This window comes from Aeromonas simiae (assembly GCF_014892695.1).
Classification (GTDB): Bacteria; Pseudomonadota; Gammaproteobacteria; order Enterobacterales; family Aeromonadaceae; genus Aeromonas; species Aeromonas simiae.
Window position 1 is genome coordinate 2,346,467 of record NZ_CP040449.1, and the last position, 16,581, is coordinate 2,363,047.

Below are 16,581 nucleotides of genomic sequence, written 5' to 3' on the forward strand. Positions count from 1 at the left end.
GCACCGCGCTGTGCGTCGGAACGGGGCGTAATGTAGGGGATGAGAGAGGTGGGGTCAACACAATTTTGCCTTTAATGGCGCGTTCGCTCAAAAACCATGCCATCTGGGCAAAAACCCCACATCCTTGATTACTCGCCGCCCAGCAGCGCCTCTTCCAGCGTCGGGTAAAAAGAGAGCTTGCCCGGTACCGGGTGCACCTTGGCCCGCGCCATGGTCTTGAGCGGCTGGAACTGCAACTCGGCCACCCGCAGCTCAACTCCTTGCTTGGCTAACTGCTTTTCAAACTGCAAGAAGGCAGACAGCCCACCGGCATCGAGCACAGTGACCGCCTCCATCTGCAACACCAGCACCTGATGCCCCTCAATCAGGCTCATCAGCTCACCGAACACCCGCTCGGCGGCGGCAAAGAAGAGTGGCCCGTTGATCTTATACAGCAAGGCCCCTTCCGGCACGGCATGGGCGTGGCGACGATCATCGGTCAGGTTGTGCAAGCGGGTCATCTTGGCCACTTCACGCATAAACAGCAGCGAAGCCAGGATCACGCCGAAGGTGATGGCAATGACCATGTCGAAGATAACGGTCAGCGATAGGCATACCAGCAGCACCAGTACATCGGAGCGCGGGGCGCGGCGGATGAGATCAAACGCCTTATGTGCCTCACTCATGTTCCATGCCACCAGCAGCAGCAGCGCCGCCATGGCCGAAAGTGGCAACCAAGAGAGCCAAGGCGCCAGCACCAAAATGGCCGCCAGCACCACTAGGGCATGGATAATACCTGAGATGGGCGAGGTGGCGCCGGCACGCACGTTGGCGGCTGAGCGCGCAATCGCGGCGGTGGCGGTGATCCCCCCAAAGAAGGGAGCCATGATATTGCCTATCCCCTGCCCCACCAACTCGGCATTGGAGCTGTGCTTACGGCCAGTCATACCATCGAGCACCACGGCGCACAGCAGCGACTCGATGGCTCCCAGCATGGCCATGGAGAAGGCGGCCGGCAACAAGCGCTCCAGCGTGGCAAGATTCCACACCACCGGCTGACCATCTGGCCCCGGCAGTGACCAAGGCAGGATCAGCTCGGGCGCGATCGGTGGAATGCCGCTGCCCTGGGAACCATCTGCCAGGGTGTAGTGAAACTGCGAACCAATGGTCGCGACATCGATCCCCACCAAGTGCAGGCCATAACCTAGACCCACCCCCACCAGCACGGCGGGCAAATGGCCTGGCACCGGCAGTTTAAGTCGCGGCCACAGCAACAACACCAGGAGCGTGACCACACCGACCAGGGAGTCCCCCCACTGCCAAGTGGGTAAGGCATGGGCCAGCGCCTCCACCTTACCCAGGTAGGTTTCGGGCATATCGGCCACATTCAGGCCAAAGAAATCCTTGATCTGCAACGTGGCGATGACAATCGCGATCCCCCCGGTAAAACCTAAGGTCACCGAGTTGGGGATGTATTCGATAAGACGACCCAGACGCGCCACCCCCATCAGCACCAAGAAGATGCCGGAGATAAGCGTGGCCATGAGCAGGCCGGAGAGGCCAAACTGCTGGGCCACCGGATAGAGGATCACCACGAAGGCGGCGGTCGGTCCCGAGATGGAAAAACGCGAGCCACCGGTCAGCGCGATCACTACCCCTGCGACGATTGCGGTGTAAAGACCATGTTGAGGCGGCACACCACTCGCAATAGCCAGCGCCATGGCCAGCGGAATGGCGATGATGCCGACAGTAATGCCTGCCACCACATCACGCCCCAGACGGGTCAGACTATAAGGTTCATTAAAACAGGCTTGGCGAAGGGCAACACCTAGCCTCACACTCTGTAGCTGTGCTTGATTATGCATCGACGTGAAATACCAGAAGAGAACAATACACCGGTCAGTACCGGTACCCGAATCATCAGGGCGTCGGCAGCAGGGTCGGCGCGACGATGGAATGGTTGCACCATACGCCGATTCCCCTTCATTGGCGAGGATCGGGATCAAGTTACCGCTCTTTCCCGCCCCTTTCCCCCCTTTTCATGGCGAAATACGCATTTCTCTCGTTTTATTCCTCTCCAGCTTGGCGCTTTAGGGGTTTTGCTTATTTAAGCCTCTGATTGTATTGAAAATGCTCACATGATGGTGCCATTTCCCCAGCGCCTTGACAGCCAGCGTCCCCCTCATTATTATGCCGTCCGTCTTGTGAGAGACGTGATTCCTCCATAGTTCAGTCGGTAGAACGGCGGACTGTTAATCCGTATGTCACTGGTTCGAGTCCAGTTGGAGGAGCCAATTCCCTCGTAGTTCAGTCGGTAGAACGGCGGACTGTTAATCCGTATGTCACAGGTTCAAGTCCTGTCGAGGGAGCCACATTTTAAAGCCCAGCCTTTTGGCTGGGCTTTTTCATATCTGCTCTTCATAGTTTCAAGCTGAGTCTACAATCCCTTCCCGCATGCTCTTGCACATCCCCTCGCAGTGAACTATCTACTCTCTCTGTTTTTTCTCAACTCAAATTCGACTAACGATTACTCCGGTCCCTATCCGGTCAGCTCGGCAGGTGATTTGTTCAAGGATTTGCCCGTGCAGAACCTATCCCTTCCCTGACGTAAACTCCCCCCCTGACAACACCTCCGGTCACAGCTTCCGGTCTTTCTGCTGAGAGACCATGGGGATGGTCAGACCGGAGCAGGCGACTCTGGCGTACAGATAACGCGGATTGAAAGATGGAGACGCTCAGGAGGGACAAGGGAAGAGGAATGGTTAGCGGTAAGGCCGGAGCAGCCTCTGGGGCATATCCGGTCTTTGGGGCTGTGGCTGAGTTTGCTCGGAGTTGTGCAAAGTCGCGTCGGTGCCGACGAGATGACTGGTCGTCACGCCGACGCGACCGTCGGCATTTTCCGTTTGTTTGGAAAAAATCAGCCTACAAATCCCTAAGTAAAATCGCGTTGGATATCGTCCTTACTATCTGAATTTGCGAAGAAATCGCTATCAACAAAGTGGTATGCTTCCAACCATGTGCTCTGACCAAGCGTTCCAGCCCCCTCCTCATAGCTTTGGCAAAGCAACGGTCGAGCTAGGCTTTAAGCAATTAGGAAACACGATCAATGATTTCTCATGGCATCTCAATTCCATGGATGTTTAGTACTGAGTGGATCAGACTAGATTTTCAAAACCCCTTTGACACGCATGTAAAGCAAACCCTGGATGTAGACCACAGCACCGGCGAATTGCGCGTTTTCAATGTAGATCCGCACTGGGACATTGAGGGAACAAGAGCCGAGCTCACCCTGTCATACTTTGAAGCCAACAACCCCTCTTTTGCTGGTAAGGAATACCTAGAATTTTGGGGGGAGTCTTTGATCGAAATAGACCTTAAAAAGCAATCCGGTAGAGCCACATGGAAAGGCGAACACTCAAAAAAGTGGGACGGCTCCGTTGAATGGACCCGTATTGAACAAGACCTGATAGAAGTGAAGAAGCGTGAAACCGTAAGCAGGATCAAACGTGAGCAACAACGACTTCGTAATGCATTGTTAGCTTTAGACAGAAAGTGCGCTATCACTGGTGAGGAACTGCCGGAGGTTATCGATGCAGCACACATAATTTCCGCAGCTGATGGGGGCAAAGAGGTATTGGAGAATGCAATCCTCCTCCGGGCAGACCTACATCGGCTACTTGACAGCAAGCAGTTCCACATCACAGCCAAAGGAACTATTGTCCCCAATCCGTCGCTGCCATCTAGCTACTTGAAACTTCTAGCAAACAAACAACTCCCCACAGAAGTTCACCTTCGGGTTAGGAACGCTCTTCTCCAGATACCCTAGAAAGACAATCCCCCGAAAAACTGGGGGATCACGAGTAGAGCACTCCCGTATCTTGAACGCAGAGACTATTGTCGTTAGAACTTGGAAAAATAGTGTCGGTGCTGGTGGCTTGGAATCTGAAATAATTATGTGTAACAGCCTACTCTGACCATCACCAGCATCTGTCACAGATAACACAACTCTTGCCAAAAGCTCGAAAAATCGCGTCGATGCCGACGAGGTGACGGTCGTCACGCCGACGCAACCGCCAGCAACTTTTGAAACATTGTTGAAAGCGTCGAAATGTCAACGATTTTGTGTCGATTTATTGCTTATGATTGCATAAATGGATTCAGGTCAGAGGATCTCAATTGGGTCAGAATTCTATCATTTGAATTGAATTATCTGTAAGATTACAGCATCTTGAGTGTATTATCACTCTATGTGAAGACAGTGTTTCCGTTCAGTTACTAGGTTGCCTCTATCTATGGAAAATTTAGAAGTACTTGAATATTCGTTACATAAGGTTGATGTCAAATCTGCTGGACCAGTGCCTATGGCGTTGGATGGTACTGCGGAAGGATTAAAAACGTATACTGAACTTGTTTTGAAAGACCTGTTAGAAAGCCCTCGTAGCCGTTTCTTTAAATTTAAAGACATGGATGAACTGGTTGCATCATCACTTGTGACCTTATCAAAAGGGGCAGACTGGAAAGCCAAATCGAATCAAATTGCACGTAAATTGTATGATGTCGAAATTACAGTGCAGGATAAAATCAAGCAAATGACCAACGTTAAAGCTGGTGGATTATTACAGCTTAAAGTTAAACACGATGGATGCCTGAAGTTTGTTCTTATCAAAATTGATAATAGTGATTACCTTGATGAAGTTAATCTTTCTTTGAAATCTGGCTTACCTACATCTAAAGACAGATTACAGAAAACGGCGGTAATTACATTTAATTCTGAATCTACCGTAGATGAAGTTATTGTATCAGACAGTAAAGCAACAATTACGGAATACTGGTATCTATCATTTCTAGTTGCAGAGCAGTTACAGGACTCTGAAACAAATACTAAAAATGCTTTTGCTGCTATCGATAACTTGCTCTCCAAAGAAGTAAAGAATGTATCTCCGGTAGACTATTGGTTCTTAAGAAATGATATAATCAATCATTTCAGAAATGAAAGCTCATTGGCCTATGACGATCTTGTTAATAAAGTAAAATCTCACAAACCTGAAACAGAAGAATTTAAGGCTAAGTTTGGTTCGTTTGTAGAAAAATTTGAAGCACTACCAACAACATCACCTCGACCTTTTGATACACAGTTTGACTTAGAGCCAAGTGTGATTAGGGCTAGAATTGTTAGAAAGGTTATGCTAGATAGTAACTTTGAATTACGAATAAATGGTGAAGTAAAAGATTTAAAATCACGAATTTCTGCAAGCAAAGATGAAAAAGGTAAATTCATTAAGATTTACACTGATAAGGGATATGAGGAATTTAAAACCTCTGAGGAAAAATAATGTCTATCGTCAAACGGATACTAGAGTTATTTGGTGAGATAAATAAGATTAGTGTCGTAGAAAACTTTTGTTTATACGAGGCTAAATATACATTTAATTCATCATCATCACCTCTAGATAAGCTGAATGATGATTTAGAGGTTATTCTTAAGAGGCTAGATGCTCTTGGTGTGAATTTAACGATAACAGTTAATACTGCTGAACCCGTCAGAATATTATCGGAGAATACCGAAAACTTATCTCATAAAACAGATTCAATTATTGAGCATCTATCCTATTTACATGATGAAGATATAGGTGTTGAGTTAAGAGTTGATAAAGACCTGTCAAAACATTTTGATATATTTGACTTTGAAATATTTGTCCGCCACATAAGCACATTAACTTTACAAGAAAGTTTAGAGGCGTGGTGTAAATTTGATTTATCATCCCCTTTAAATATTAATGTTTGGGAGGATATAGATTACTTCTCTACAGAGTCAATCAGATTTATACCTGTCTATCCGTCATTACCAGAAAATAATGATGCTTTTTTATCAAAAATATATGTACATGACCGAGCTACACGAATAGAAAAACGAGATAAGTGTGGGCATTTTGCTAATGCAGCACAATTTTGTTTCATACCTGATGACTTCAAGGTTTGCATTGATAGTAATGCAGAACTAGGGCATTACTTTAATGGTTTATTTAATGCACTCTTGATTGTTTATTTGTCAGACTTTTCATCCATTTCTGATAATACTTTGAAGTATCGTCTTAAAGGTTATAAATTACTGTCTGAGACAGTAAGTCTGGACCAATTGATTGCGCATAACTCCAAGGAGTTAAGCAGTATTTATGAATGGACCTTTCTAGAGGGAAACTATACCGATAAAATCGGTTTAGCTCGAAATGTCTTATCTATTCATTTAGAGAATGAAACTCTACTCTCAATTGAAAGTGGAGCGGCTAATTCTGTACAGTCCGGCTATGACCTATACCTTAAAGATAATGTTAAACAATACATCGAAATTAAGAATAAGATTTCAGAATTCATACAAAATCAGTCAGATAAAGCATTGGAAATGACTAAAAACATGTTTTCAATGTTTAAGACTGGCCTATGGACATTCACAACATTCTTCATAACTGTCTTTTTATTAAGAGTTGTGAATAAAGGAACTATAGAAGGTGCATTTAGTTTCGAGGTGTTTGTTGTCAGTATGCTTTTAATAGCAATATCTTTCATCTATTTATTGATTTCTATATTCGAGATTAATTCAGATAGGGATAGATTACTTGGGAAATATGCTGATATAAGGAATCGATACAAGGATCTATTAAATAAAAATGATCTCGATAAGATTTTTGACGTAGACAACGTCAGCAAGAAAGAAAAACGCTATATTAACAAAAAAAGAAATTGTTATATTCTCGTGTGGTTGTTGACTAACACAATAATTGCCGGTGCTGTGTGCATTATTTATTTCTCTTCAGCTAGCCCCTCACTTTATAAAAAATCGGAAGTTACTGAGTATATAGAACCAACCAAGATCAAAGTTGAAAAAATCAATGCAGTCACAATTCAAGAGTCTCTGGCTCATAATGAGTAAATTCTGGGGCAATCGCATCGTAGTGTTATGCTTGACTTGAGAAGTTATAGTCAAGGGATACGCCATGACCATTGCTCGTTCACTAGCCTCAAATTTTCAAAAATCCCGTCGATACCGACGAGGTGACGGGTCGTCACGCCGACGCGACCGTCGGCAACTTTCACGAAAAATTTCCACTAAAGCCCCCTACTATCCCCCAGCAGTTCAACCTACAAAGACTGTCAGAAATGTCTCCTTTGGGTATCCCATGTTTTGAATGAAACCCAAACTATGGCAGACTGCCTGTTCACAAAAACCTTTGCGTTTAAAAGGAGTTGTTTGCATGGCGACCAAGAGTATTGGCGAGCTGACCCAGGATGAGTTCTTGAGAATACTAGGCCCAGACCAAGGCAGTTCTAGGGAAGGTAGCCGTGTTGCTGTGAGCCGTTCGACCAGAAATAGCTGCGTAAACGTAGTCGATGGAAAGTTACAGGTAAATGGAAGTGACGAGTTCCGCCGCACAGTTGAGGCAGCAGATTAAATAAAGAATGCCTCCGCAAATGGATATGATGGTTCTGACAACAACCATCGCCAAGACACGAAAATAAATGTAAATCGGAATATTCAAACAAAGAACTTAACTAAAAAAATGGAGGATGATTTTTATATTTTGCGCGCTCCACAACTTTATTAAGCGGTTCAAAATCATAGTCTTTGAATTTAATGGTTACATACCGTAGGCGTGCCTCTAAGTGCTTTGTTAATGTCCTTCCACTTTTAGCCAATATCGTGTTGACCGTCAGTACATGTCTGTATTCTACAGGTTTATCCATTCCTGCTTTGATAGCTCCCTGTAGGGCTAATGCTAAAGGTGTCATTCCTTTGCTGGCACTATCCCAAAGCATCATTAATAGCCTTGCTGCATCAACGAAAAGTTGCTTACTTTCATTAATCTTTATCGTCTTTAAAGGTACCTCTGTACCTGTACCTGTACCTGTACCTGTACCTGTACCTGTACCTGTACCTGTACCTGTACCTGTACCTGTACCAAAATTTTCAGACCGAAGCGGGTTAAATATTGAAATCGGCCCAATCTCAAGCAATGATAGAAAATCTTCTGCCGCTTTATACCCACATAAAAAAGAACCTACTGCGCCACTTTCCTTATGTGTAAATTGAAAACAATAGTAACGCTCTTTAAGCACATAACCTGAGTAACTATATTTTTCCTGCCCAGGGAGGAGTTTAAAATGTGCGATAGGTACAATGTCATACTCAGTGAGTAATTCACGCCTGATCTCGGAACCTCTACGACGAAAACGCGCAGGCAAGCAATCCTTTTCAGTATTCATTATGCTGCACATAATACCCCCCAACCCCATAAATAATAATATCTAGCAAACGAAACTGCTCATGACACTTATCCAAATCAAAATAGACTACCTTGAATTACTTCAGGACGTAATAGCTCGGTGGACACCCCCTCTGTACCACCGATCAAAAATGGACTTCTAGGATCATGTTTTGCCTTATTCTTTAAAACAGATGATTGACTATATGTGGCATAACAATATGAACATCCATGCAAACAAGTGTTATAAACACCTATATCAACACTTTTAATACAACCACACTCGGCTCGCTGACCAGTGTCTTTTCTTTCACTTAACGAAATTCCAAACAATTTCATTAGAAGAGCATCATCAATACATTTCCCATGTGAGACCCCTACCTGTGAAAGATCTAGACCTTCAGCACATGATTCGATCTCCATGCCATGCGCAGATGCTACCTCAGACATATAAGATGATAGGTCTAATACTGATTGTTGCTCATGCAAAATATCTTTATATTCCAGCTCAGATATAACATCCAAATTTCTTTCTGTTTTTTTGTAAAGATCTGCAAAGCTAATAACAACCCGACTAGTTTTCCCCTCAAGCATAGAGGCTATTTTCTTAAACAGTCGTTTATGTTCATCTAAATCTACAATATTTGACAACAGTATGGGATCATAACGCCAAATAACGCGGTCCTTACCAATCCGATCGCTTAGCTCAGAAAATGTTGCTATTGCCCTGTGCGGTCTTGGCACAGAATGCTCTAATAGCTTAGGATAACCCGTAATTGTATATTGGAAATAATATCTATACCCTAACAAATCCAGCTCATCCAAATGCGTCATAAGCATTTGGGGATTCCTTGTCCAAAACACGATCGCATCTACTTCCGATGGAAGTAGTGATATCCTAGAAATCTGATGTGCATTAAATGGATTTCTTACAAGTAGAAAACCCTCCCTGATTCTATTCATAAACCATGGAGTATAGAATGCTGGAATATCAGTTCTTCTGCTTGCGCTAAGTATCATTGGCAACCTACAGCATAAGAAACCATAGATGAACGATTCAACTTTACTTCACATGAATCTCTAATCTCATCTGGATAGAAAAAACCAGCCCAACCGGTGCTTTCAAACTCCCCCGCATCTTGAGCATTAAGTATTTCAAACATCAGGTTTACTCTATTTGTAACCTCTTCTTGATTTCGATCATTGACAATAATTATTGTATTTTCATCAGACCATCTTTTAATGTTGTTCGCTAACATAATGGCCTCATCATCTGTTAATTCAGAAACTATATACGATAGTAAAATAACATCTTGGGTGTCAATACCTAGAACTATAGATGTTGCATCCCCATAAATGCACTCGTAGTTTTCGTTAACATGCCCAAGCCGACCATCAACATTAATATTGATGACCCGTTCAAATAGAGCATTCCAATCATCATTTATCTCCACTTTTAAATAATTTATTTCTGCGACATAAGATTCTTCTTCCAAAAATTCTCGAAGCTCATGGATTGAGCGATGGGCCTCACGAAACCCTATAATGTCAGAACCAGGACCACCACCAATCGATAAAACATTCAAATTATCTTGGCTTAGTATTCTATTCATCACCGCATTGTTTTTTAAAACCCCGACACTACTGCGTACCTCAGATGCATGCACAGGCAGGTACCGTATAATATACAACTTCATTTTCTGCTCACACGAATAATTAATTTCATTATCATTAAAATATTGTCCAGAGCAACACTTAGGGCATGAAGTGACACCATGAACTGCATGTTCACAGTCAGAGAACATTTCGAAATCAATCTCAGTATATAGCTCTTCAATTAAATTATTCATATACATATCCATAGGTGAACGATTTCACAAAAGATACCCGAATGAGCATTTAAATCAAATATATATTAAATCCATGTTCATCCCGAACATCAGGCCATGAGCTAACCGCTCAGGGCCTTTTTCATATCCACGATCCAAAGGACAGAACATGTTTATCCACCAAATTTTGCGCAAACAAGTAGCCGCAGTCAGCATCAAGCCAATGAGAGACGGCAGTATCGATTTCACGGTCAAGGGCAGCACCAAGGGAGCAGTCAAAGGCGCTATCACCGGAGCAGGCATCGGTGCCAAAGGCGGTATCCCAGGAGCCGTCGCAGGCACCATCATCGGCGGCACTATCGGCTACATCACCGGCCCAGCAGACTAAGGGAGACTGCCATGGATGAGTTCATTCAAGAAGGGAAATACGCTTCACACGAAACGCTCAAGGGTTATGCCTATAGCTGGCAGACGCTGAGCTTGCTGATGCAGGAGGTCATTACAAACGGTAAGTATGTTCCTGAGTTCCTGCCAGATGAAAATCAGCCTGTGCTGCTGGTCGTGGTCAAAGAGGCGACCGTGCTCAAGGCCAAGTCCCTGCACAGTGAAGCACCTGAAGTATTGATCTCGATAGCTTCCCACACAGGCGAGTCAGTCAGAGATGACGACAACGGTTACTACGCTGACTACTGGCGGTTAGCTGCAGGAACCATCAAGCTGATCGACTGTGCCGAAGATGCTGTGTTCTGGCTGCCCTTCACCGCTGTCGAAGCATGGGAACCCTATCGCTTCTCTGGCTACGGCTCACCGTTTGATGCCTTGTCTGCACCACTCCCTGTATTTCAGCATCTGGCCTTTGCTCTCAAGCCAGATCAAACCTCGCCTGATTTGGGCACCACTATCTACCTGAAATCCACTATCTAACGATCTCGAAGGATCCTAAGCATGAACACCAAAACCGATAAGCAAGCAGCCAAACAACAAGTAATTACCGCATTCACAACTAAGTCTGATGGCATACAAGTATCACCAGCCAAGGTGGTCTTGGTCAGTGGCGTAGCGACTCTGCTCTCGCCAGGCTCAACTACCACCGTGGGTTATGAGATTGGCCATGAACCCGAACAGGCTGAACGACTGATCCGTCTGACAGGTAGCAGTGGTGGCGGCCTCTGTTCCAAGGAGTGGTTCGGTCTGGCGCAAGTAGTGGATCTGCTAAACGAGCAACAGCCGGATAAGGCATTTACCTCTGGCCTGTTCAAGGTAATCTGGCACTTCAAAGGCAGTAGCAATAATGCGGGGTTCCTAGCTGCCGTGCTGCGCCATCTGGAGTTGACCAAGGCTGCACCTGACGTGCGGTTCGGTCATCTGATCACGGGGAAACATGCCGAGTGGTTCGATGGACTCAAGACCAAGCTGCCAGCAGAGACCAACGCAGCTCAGTAACCGTTCCATCCTCCTACTCTCCCCGACCCCTTTTACTCAATCTCAACGAGAACCAAGATATGAAACCTACCCTCGTTATCACGGGCTTGCCTGTGAGGATATGTCACGACCTGCAAACGCTACTGGAGCAGGCCATCAGCTCAGCGTTGGAGGATTTCCCTGATGAGATCCCGGATAGCACAACACCCGCAGCCCTGACCCTCAACTACCGAGATCCTGACTACAGCGCAACAACCGGAGGCTATCACCCTGTCGAAATACGCCTCGAACGTTGGGATGATGGCTGGCATCTGCGCTACGTCACCGACTTTGCCTATGTGGGCCAAGGTTGGTGCACCGAGTTGGCCAAGGAGTTGGATTTTGATTTCAGCATCGAAGAGTACACCCATTCGATGATGGGAGAGATTTCCCCGTCAGAGGTGAATGAATGGTTTGACGTCTGGCAGCAGAGCTTTTGCTGCTATGCCCAGATGGATGCATTCACCCTGACTGTGACACCAGACTGATCCAGTTCAGGCAAAAAGCTGAAAAAGTCGCGTCGGTGGCGACGAAGCGTCGGGAACCGCTTAGGTCAATTCGTCAGCTCGTCGCCACCGACGGCAAATTTCTACGTTTGGCGAATTTTCCCGCACAGAAGACCGGATATCGACCGGAAGTAAGCCAAGCCCTGTTCCACCTCTGGCCTGAGACCAGCATTAGGCTCAGCCAATCCCCAATCTCACTCCGGCCGCACAAGGAATTGACATCCCTGTGCTGTTTTTTCTTGGGCAGACCAACCCTACCCCACTTATCAAATGACAGGAGACAGACGATGGCAAATGCTCCCTCTCGATTTCGCTTCACTCAAAAAGCCGTTGAAGCGCTACCTCCGAATCCACCCCATGCCAAATCAACTGAAGCCGAATACAGCGACACCCAGATCCCAGGCTTTAAATGTCTGGTAGGCAAAGGGGAAGGCTCAAAGAAATTCCTGCTTCGTTATCTCTGGCAAGGACGTAAACGGGCAATATCCATAGGTCGCTTCCCCGATGTTGACCTGAACACGGCCAGAGAGATTGCCACAGACTATAAACGACTGCTTTCGCAGGGCATCGACCCCAAGCAGCAGAAAGAAGATAAACGGCAGGAGCTCACTTTGGCCGAGCTGTTTGAACAGCACTACTTTCCATATGCCCAACACCACAAGAGATCGTGGCGAGATGATGCTCAGCGGTTTCGTGACCATTTGAAACCAGCCTTGGGATCTCGGCTGCTGTCTGAAATCAAACTGGAACAGGGCCAAGCCCTGCAAACCAATCTGCTGGGTAAAGTGAAGCCAGCGACCAACAACCGGATCACTACCTTGCTCAAGGCGATCCTGACTTGGAGCGTTCGGATGGGCTATCTGGAGCAACACCCGTTGCGCCACCTCAAAACCCTGACTGAAAACAACCAACGGACACGCTATCTGGACAAGGGAGAAATCAGGCGGCTGTTTATGGCTGCGGATATCGATGAAAACGGTTATGCCGGTCAGTACGTCAAACTGCTCTTGCTGACAGGGCTGCGTAAGGACGAGTTGAGATTGGCCAAGTGGGAACACCTCGATCAATCCCAGCTGACCCTGTTCATCCCCCACACCAAGAACGGGAAAAGCCGGATCCTCCACCTCAACCATATGGCTATGCAGATCCTCAAGGAGACCCACCCTATAGAAGGAAACCCCTATCTGTTTCCAGGACAGAAACAGGGTCAGCCGCTCAACAACGTCACCAGACCATTTAACCGGATGCTCAAGCGGGCAAGGATTGAAGGGCCAGTCTGTATCCATACTTGCCGCCACTCCGTTGCAGCCTTGATCGTCTCCAGTGGCGGAACCTTGTATGACGTGCAAGCCCAGTTGGGCCATGCCAGCAGCCAGACTAGCCAGCGGTATGCACACCTTCACGCCAGCAGGCTGAGACACACCAGCACTCAAGTGGCCAACTGTGTGGAACAGGCGTTGATACCTAGCAACACAGCCCACTCAGCCCTCCCCCAACTCAGCCAAAACGGAGGAATTTAGGGGAAAAATGCCGACGGTCGTGACGTGCTGACGGGCAGACTCGACGCCTCGACGAGATCGTCGGCATTCCATCAACCTTCCCGCATTTTTCAGATACCAAAGCCCCCGCAGCTATGCCAACTCTGCTTACCTAAAGACCCTCCCGTCGTGAAAATCCAAGTCGACACGCCCTGTCGGGCACCTCCGTGACACTGGGATACCTTTGACTACGATGCTTCCCTGGATGGCAGAACACGACACCCTAGCCCAACGCCTCGGCGTGATCCTGACCAAGCTCAACAACGGGCAGCGGTTGGTGATCTCAGAGTTGGCCACCGAGTTCAACGTCTCGGCTCGCACTATCCAGCGAGACCTGAATGTCAGACTGGCTTATCTACCGCTGGAACGTGACGGACAAACCTATTGGCTCGACCCCAGCTATCTAGGGAGAACCACCACACCTGCCATTTTGAGACTGTGCGAGCAACTCGGGGCCAAAGCATTGTTCCCGGATGATCACGAAAGTCTGATCAAGCTCTGGCTCAACCCTGCATCAACACCTGTATTCGTCCTTGCAGGCTTTCAACTCGATGAAGACGACAGCCATCACCAATGGCTAAAGCCGCTTGCCAAAGCAATCAGCCAACAGCTCAACGTCAGGCTGACATGGGTCGGTGAGCAAGCAGAGCAAAAGATTGAGCCATACCGCTTGGTCAATAAACGGGGTCGTTGGTACTTGGCAGGAGTGATGGCTGATACGCCATTTCTCGAACCCGTGTCGAGTATCGCCAGCCTCCAGCAGATAGAAACGCCATCGACGATCAGTGAACCACAGCAGCAACTGCTTCAAAGGCTGATCGAGCAAGAAGCCGTTCCCACTCACGAAGTCGTTATCAAGGCAGCTTCCCCAATAGCCCACGAATTCAAGCTTAGAAACATTCTCCCCGAGCAGGCACTGATTAGAGAACTGGAAGACGGCAGCATCTTGCTGGCAAGCAGGGTATTCGATGGATCCCAGCTACTACCCGTGATCAAAACCTATCTACCGCACCTTGAAGTGATCAGCCCAGCGGGGATCCAAGCATTGGTCAAGCGTGACCTCAAGGCCCTGCTCAGCCGGATGTAAGCCAAATTTTTCACCCTCTTTATTACTACCCCCGACACCACCTGTCGGGGTCCATCACCACTATCTATAACCCAACCTACAAGGAGTAAAACCATGGGATCTCCCACGATAACTACAATATCTGATCTCGTTCTGCGCAGTCATGACGATTACGAGGCCGTCTTCGAGCACGTAGCCGCCCACCTGCAAGCCGAAGGGGGCACCATCAAAAAAGCCGATCGCGCCAAAGGAGAGCTGGAAGCATCCTGGAAGTACGGTATCAACCCGTTCGGGTTACGCGTCACCGCGCATTTCGACTCACCGGAAGAAGGGGTTGTTGAGCTGTCGCTGACAGGCTCCTTCGTTGATGCAATCGATACATGGGGCTCAGCCAAGAAGAAGGCCAAAGCAATAGCAGAAGTACTTCCTTCACCTATCAATGTAGCCGCGTGGCCTATCCGTGAGCAGGCGTCGAATCCAGCTTCAACTCCACCAGCACCAGCGGGAAGCACAGTTCACCATAGAGGTAAGCGAAAGGTCTTGATGACCCTGCTGGTCTTCTTTGGCGGTGGAATTGGCCTGCACAAGTTCTATGCCGGTAACTGGGGCTGGGGGCTGATCTATCTGGCGGCCTGCTCAACTGGGATCCCTGTTTTACTGTCACTGATCGAGTTCATCAAGGTGCTTTGTCTGTCCCAAGAAGAGTTTGACAAACGCTACAACTATCAAGCAGTAAGGGCGTTCCAATGGGTATGGTAATGATGAAGAAAATTGCTTTGGCAGCCAGCGTTTCACTGCTGATGGCCTCTACAGCTCAAGCTGGATTGCTTAGTAAATGGGATGAGCTGACGGTGAAGACGGGAGAACTGGAAAGCTGTCCAGGGGTGACCTTGGAGCAGCAGGCCGATAGCTTCTTCAAAGATCCCGAGTGGTCAGCAGGTAAAGCCACTGATGGGCGCAAACTGGTCAATGTGAGCGGTACGTTCACCTATGGGGATAGACCTGTACGGGGCATACTCCAGATGTGGATCCAAGACGAGGAGTTCAGCGTGGAAGCGCTGGAGATAAACGGCCAGCCACAGCCTGACGTCATGATCGATGCCCTGCTAGAGAAGATGTGCGAGGCAGCGAAAGAGGAGGTGGTCCCGCAAACGGCTCAACAAGGTAATCAACGCCTCCCCTTCATCGGCAAGCGCAGTTTCAACTTTGCAGGTGGAAGCGGCACAGAGCGATACATCACGATCCAGCAGAGCGGCCTGACGGTGATCGAAAGCTGTGGGGCATCCCTGATGGATGATAATGGCAACTTCCAAGAACCCAGCTGCTCTGTGGATTGGAAAGGCCCGTTCGCCACTCCGCTCAAGACAAGCTCTGCTATGTATCGGGTAGAGAAGGAGCGGATTTATCAGGTTGAACTAGACGGCAGCCCAGCTAGAGACTGTATGGCATCAAGTGAGGATTGTAGCGTCAGCCTGTACGAGTAGTGCGAGGCCTGAGACATGGGCGGGAGCAATCCCGCTTTTTTCGTTCAACACTGACCAAACGATGAGAAATCGTGACGGACGCGACGGCTCGGCGGGGTAGTTCGAAGCCCCACCGTCACGACCTACCCCCAAGTTTTCTTCACTCGATCTACGCCAGCATCGTTCCATCAATTTTTTTTCACCACAACAATACACACAACCTGGCAACAAACGCCCCAAGCAAAAACAGCCTCAACAGGAGCCAAAAACAAAAACAACAGCCTCTGGGCCATTGTTTTGTATTTCTAACTACAGTGCCTTCCATATTTATATCAATGCAACTCAAAAAATATTGTTAAATATTATTTAACTAATAGTGCATTGGCATTTCCATAGAAAAATCATGCTTGAACATCCTTTTTGATTTGGTACTATTCATCTCGCTGGATGTGCTGAGCGCTTAGCATCACCAGCAATATAT

At 47.4% G+C, this 16,581-nt stretch carries 15 protein-coding genes and 2 tRNA genes; 13 read left to right on the forward strand and 4 right to left on the reverse strand.

Going from position 1 to position 16,581, the window contains the following annotated elements; all coding sequences use genetic code 11:
• Positions 1–128 precede the first annotated feature (128 nt).
• Positions 129–1,844: a C4-dicarboxylic acid transporter DauA gene (gene dauA, locus FE240_RS11045; RefSeq protein ID WP_193000952.1), complete on the reverse strand. Its 1,716-nt coding sequence runs from the start codon at positions 1,842–1,844 to the stop codon at positions 129–131.
• 353 nt (positions 1,845–2,197) lie between these two features.
• Here dauA and FE240_RS11050 point away from each other — a divergent pair.
• From FE240_RS11050 to FE240_RS11070, 5 genes are all read left to right on the forward strand, one after another.
• A tRNA-Asn gene (locus FE240_RS11050) sits at positions 2,198–2,273 on the forward strand.
• 2 nt (positions 2,274–2,275) lie between these two features.
• A tRNA-Asn gene (locus tag FE240_RS11055) sits at positions 2,276–2,351 on the forward strand.
• 734 nt (positions 2,352–3,085) lie between these two features.
• A complete protein-coding gene (locus tag FE240_RS11060) occupies positions 3,086–3,805 on the forward strand; it encodes an HNH endonuclease (protein ID WP_193000955.1) in 720 nt (239 codons plus the stop codon).
• A 466-nt stretch (positions 3,806–4,271) separates the two neighbouring features.
• Positions 4,272–5,312 (forward strand): nucleoid-associated protein, encoded by a 1,041-nt coding sequence (locus FE240_RS11065; RefSeq protein WP_193000957.1) that lies wholly within the window; start codon positions 4,272–4,274, stop codon positions 5,310–5,312.
• Positions 5,312–6,907, forward strand: a complete 1,596-nt coding sequence (locus tag FE240_RS11070) for a hypothetical protein (protein WP_193000959.1) — start codon at positions 5,312–5,314, stop codon at positions 6,905–6,907. The genes FE240_RS11065 and FE240_RS11070 overlap by 1 nt, the downstream gene beginning before the upstream one ends.
• 620 nt (positions 6,908–7,527) lie before the next feature.
• Here the strand turns inward: FE240_RS11070 and FE240_RS11075 are convergent.
• The 3 genes from FE240_RS11075 to FE240_RS11085 all read right to left on the reverse strand — a co-directional run bounded on the left by FE240_RS11075 (position 7,528) and on the right by FE240_RS11085 (position 10,087).
• On the reverse strand, positions 7,528–8,238 hold the full coding sequence (locus tag FE240_RS11075) for a hypothetical protein (RefSeq protein WP_193000961.1): 711 nt from the start codon (positions 8,236–8,238) through the stop codon (positions 7,528–7,530).
• A 77-nt stretch (positions 8,239–8,315) separates the two neighbouring features.
• On the reverse strand, positions 8,316–9,257 hold the full coding sequence (locus FE240_RS11080; RefSeq protein ID WP_193000963.1) for a DUF1848 domain-containing protein: 942 nt from the start codon (positions 9,255–9,257) through the stop codon (positions 8,316–8,318).
• Complete coding sequence (locus FE240_RS11085; RefSeq protein ID WP_193000965.1) at positions 9,254–10,087, reverse strand: hypothetical protein; 834 nt, start codon at positions 10,085–10,087, stop codon at positions 9,254–9,256. Before FE240_RS11085 ends, FE240_RS11080 begins: the two co-directional genes overlap by 4 nt.
• 148 nt (positions 10,088–10,235) lie before the next feature.
• On the opposite strand from FE240_RS11085, the gene FE240_RS11090 reads away from it, so the two are divergent.
• The 8 genes from FE240_RS11090 (at position 10,236) to FE240_RS11125 (ending at position 16,121) form a co-directional block, all read left to right on the forward strand.
• Positions 10,236–10,454 carry a hypothetical protein gene (locus FE240_RS11090; RefSeq protein WP_193000967.1) on the forward strand — a complete coding sequence of 73 codons (219 nt, stop codon included), beginning with the start codon at positions 10,236–10,238 and terminating at the stop codon, positions 10,452–10,454.
• Between the two features lie 11 nt (positions 10,455–10,465).
• Positions 10,466–10,990: a hypothetical protein gene (locus tag FE240_RS11095; protein WP_193000969.1), complete on the forward strand. Its 525-nt coding sequence runs from the start codon at positions 10,466–10,468 to the stop codon at positions 10,988–10,990.
• Between the two features lie 21 nt (positions 10,991–11,011).
• On the forward strand, positions 11,012–11,509 hold the full coding sequence (locus FE240_RS11100; protein WP_193000971.1) for a hypothetical protein: 498 nt from the start codon (positions 11,012–11,014) through the stop codon (positions 11,507–11,509).
• 59 nt (positions 11,510–11,568) lie between these two features.
• A complete protein-coding gene (locus tag FE240_RS11105; protein WP_193000973.1) occupies positions 11,569–12,015 on the forward strand; it encodes a DUF2787 family protein in 447 nt (148 codons plus the stop codon).
• 305 nt (positions 12,016–12,320) lie between these two features.
• Entirely contained in the window at positions 12,321–13,553 is a 1,233-nt protein-coding gene (locus FE240_RS11110) for a tyrosine-type recombinase/integrase (protein WP_193000975.1), read from the forward strand.
• 223 nt (positions 13,554–13,776) lie between these two features.
• Positions 13,777–14,658, forward strand: a complete 882-nt coding sequence (locus tag FE240_RS11115) for a helix-turn-helix transcriptional regulator (RefSeq protein WP_167576702.1) — start codon at positions 13,777–13,779, stop codon at positions 14,656–14,658.
• 93 nt (positions 14,659–14,751) lie between these two features.
• Entirely contained in the window at positions 14,752–15,396 is a 645-nt protein-coding gene (locus tag FE240_RS11120) for a TM2 domain-containing protein (protein ID WP_193000977.1), read from the forward strand.
• On the forward strand, positions 15,396–16,121 hold the full coding sequence (locus FE240_RS11125; protein ID WP_193000979.1) for a hypothetical protein: 726 nt from the start codon (positions 15,396–15,398) through the stop codon (positions 16,119–16,121). Before FE240_RS11120 ends, FE240_RS11125 begins: the two co-directional genes overlap by 1 nt.
• The last annotated feature ends 460 nt before the right edge of the window (positions 16,122–16,581 follow it).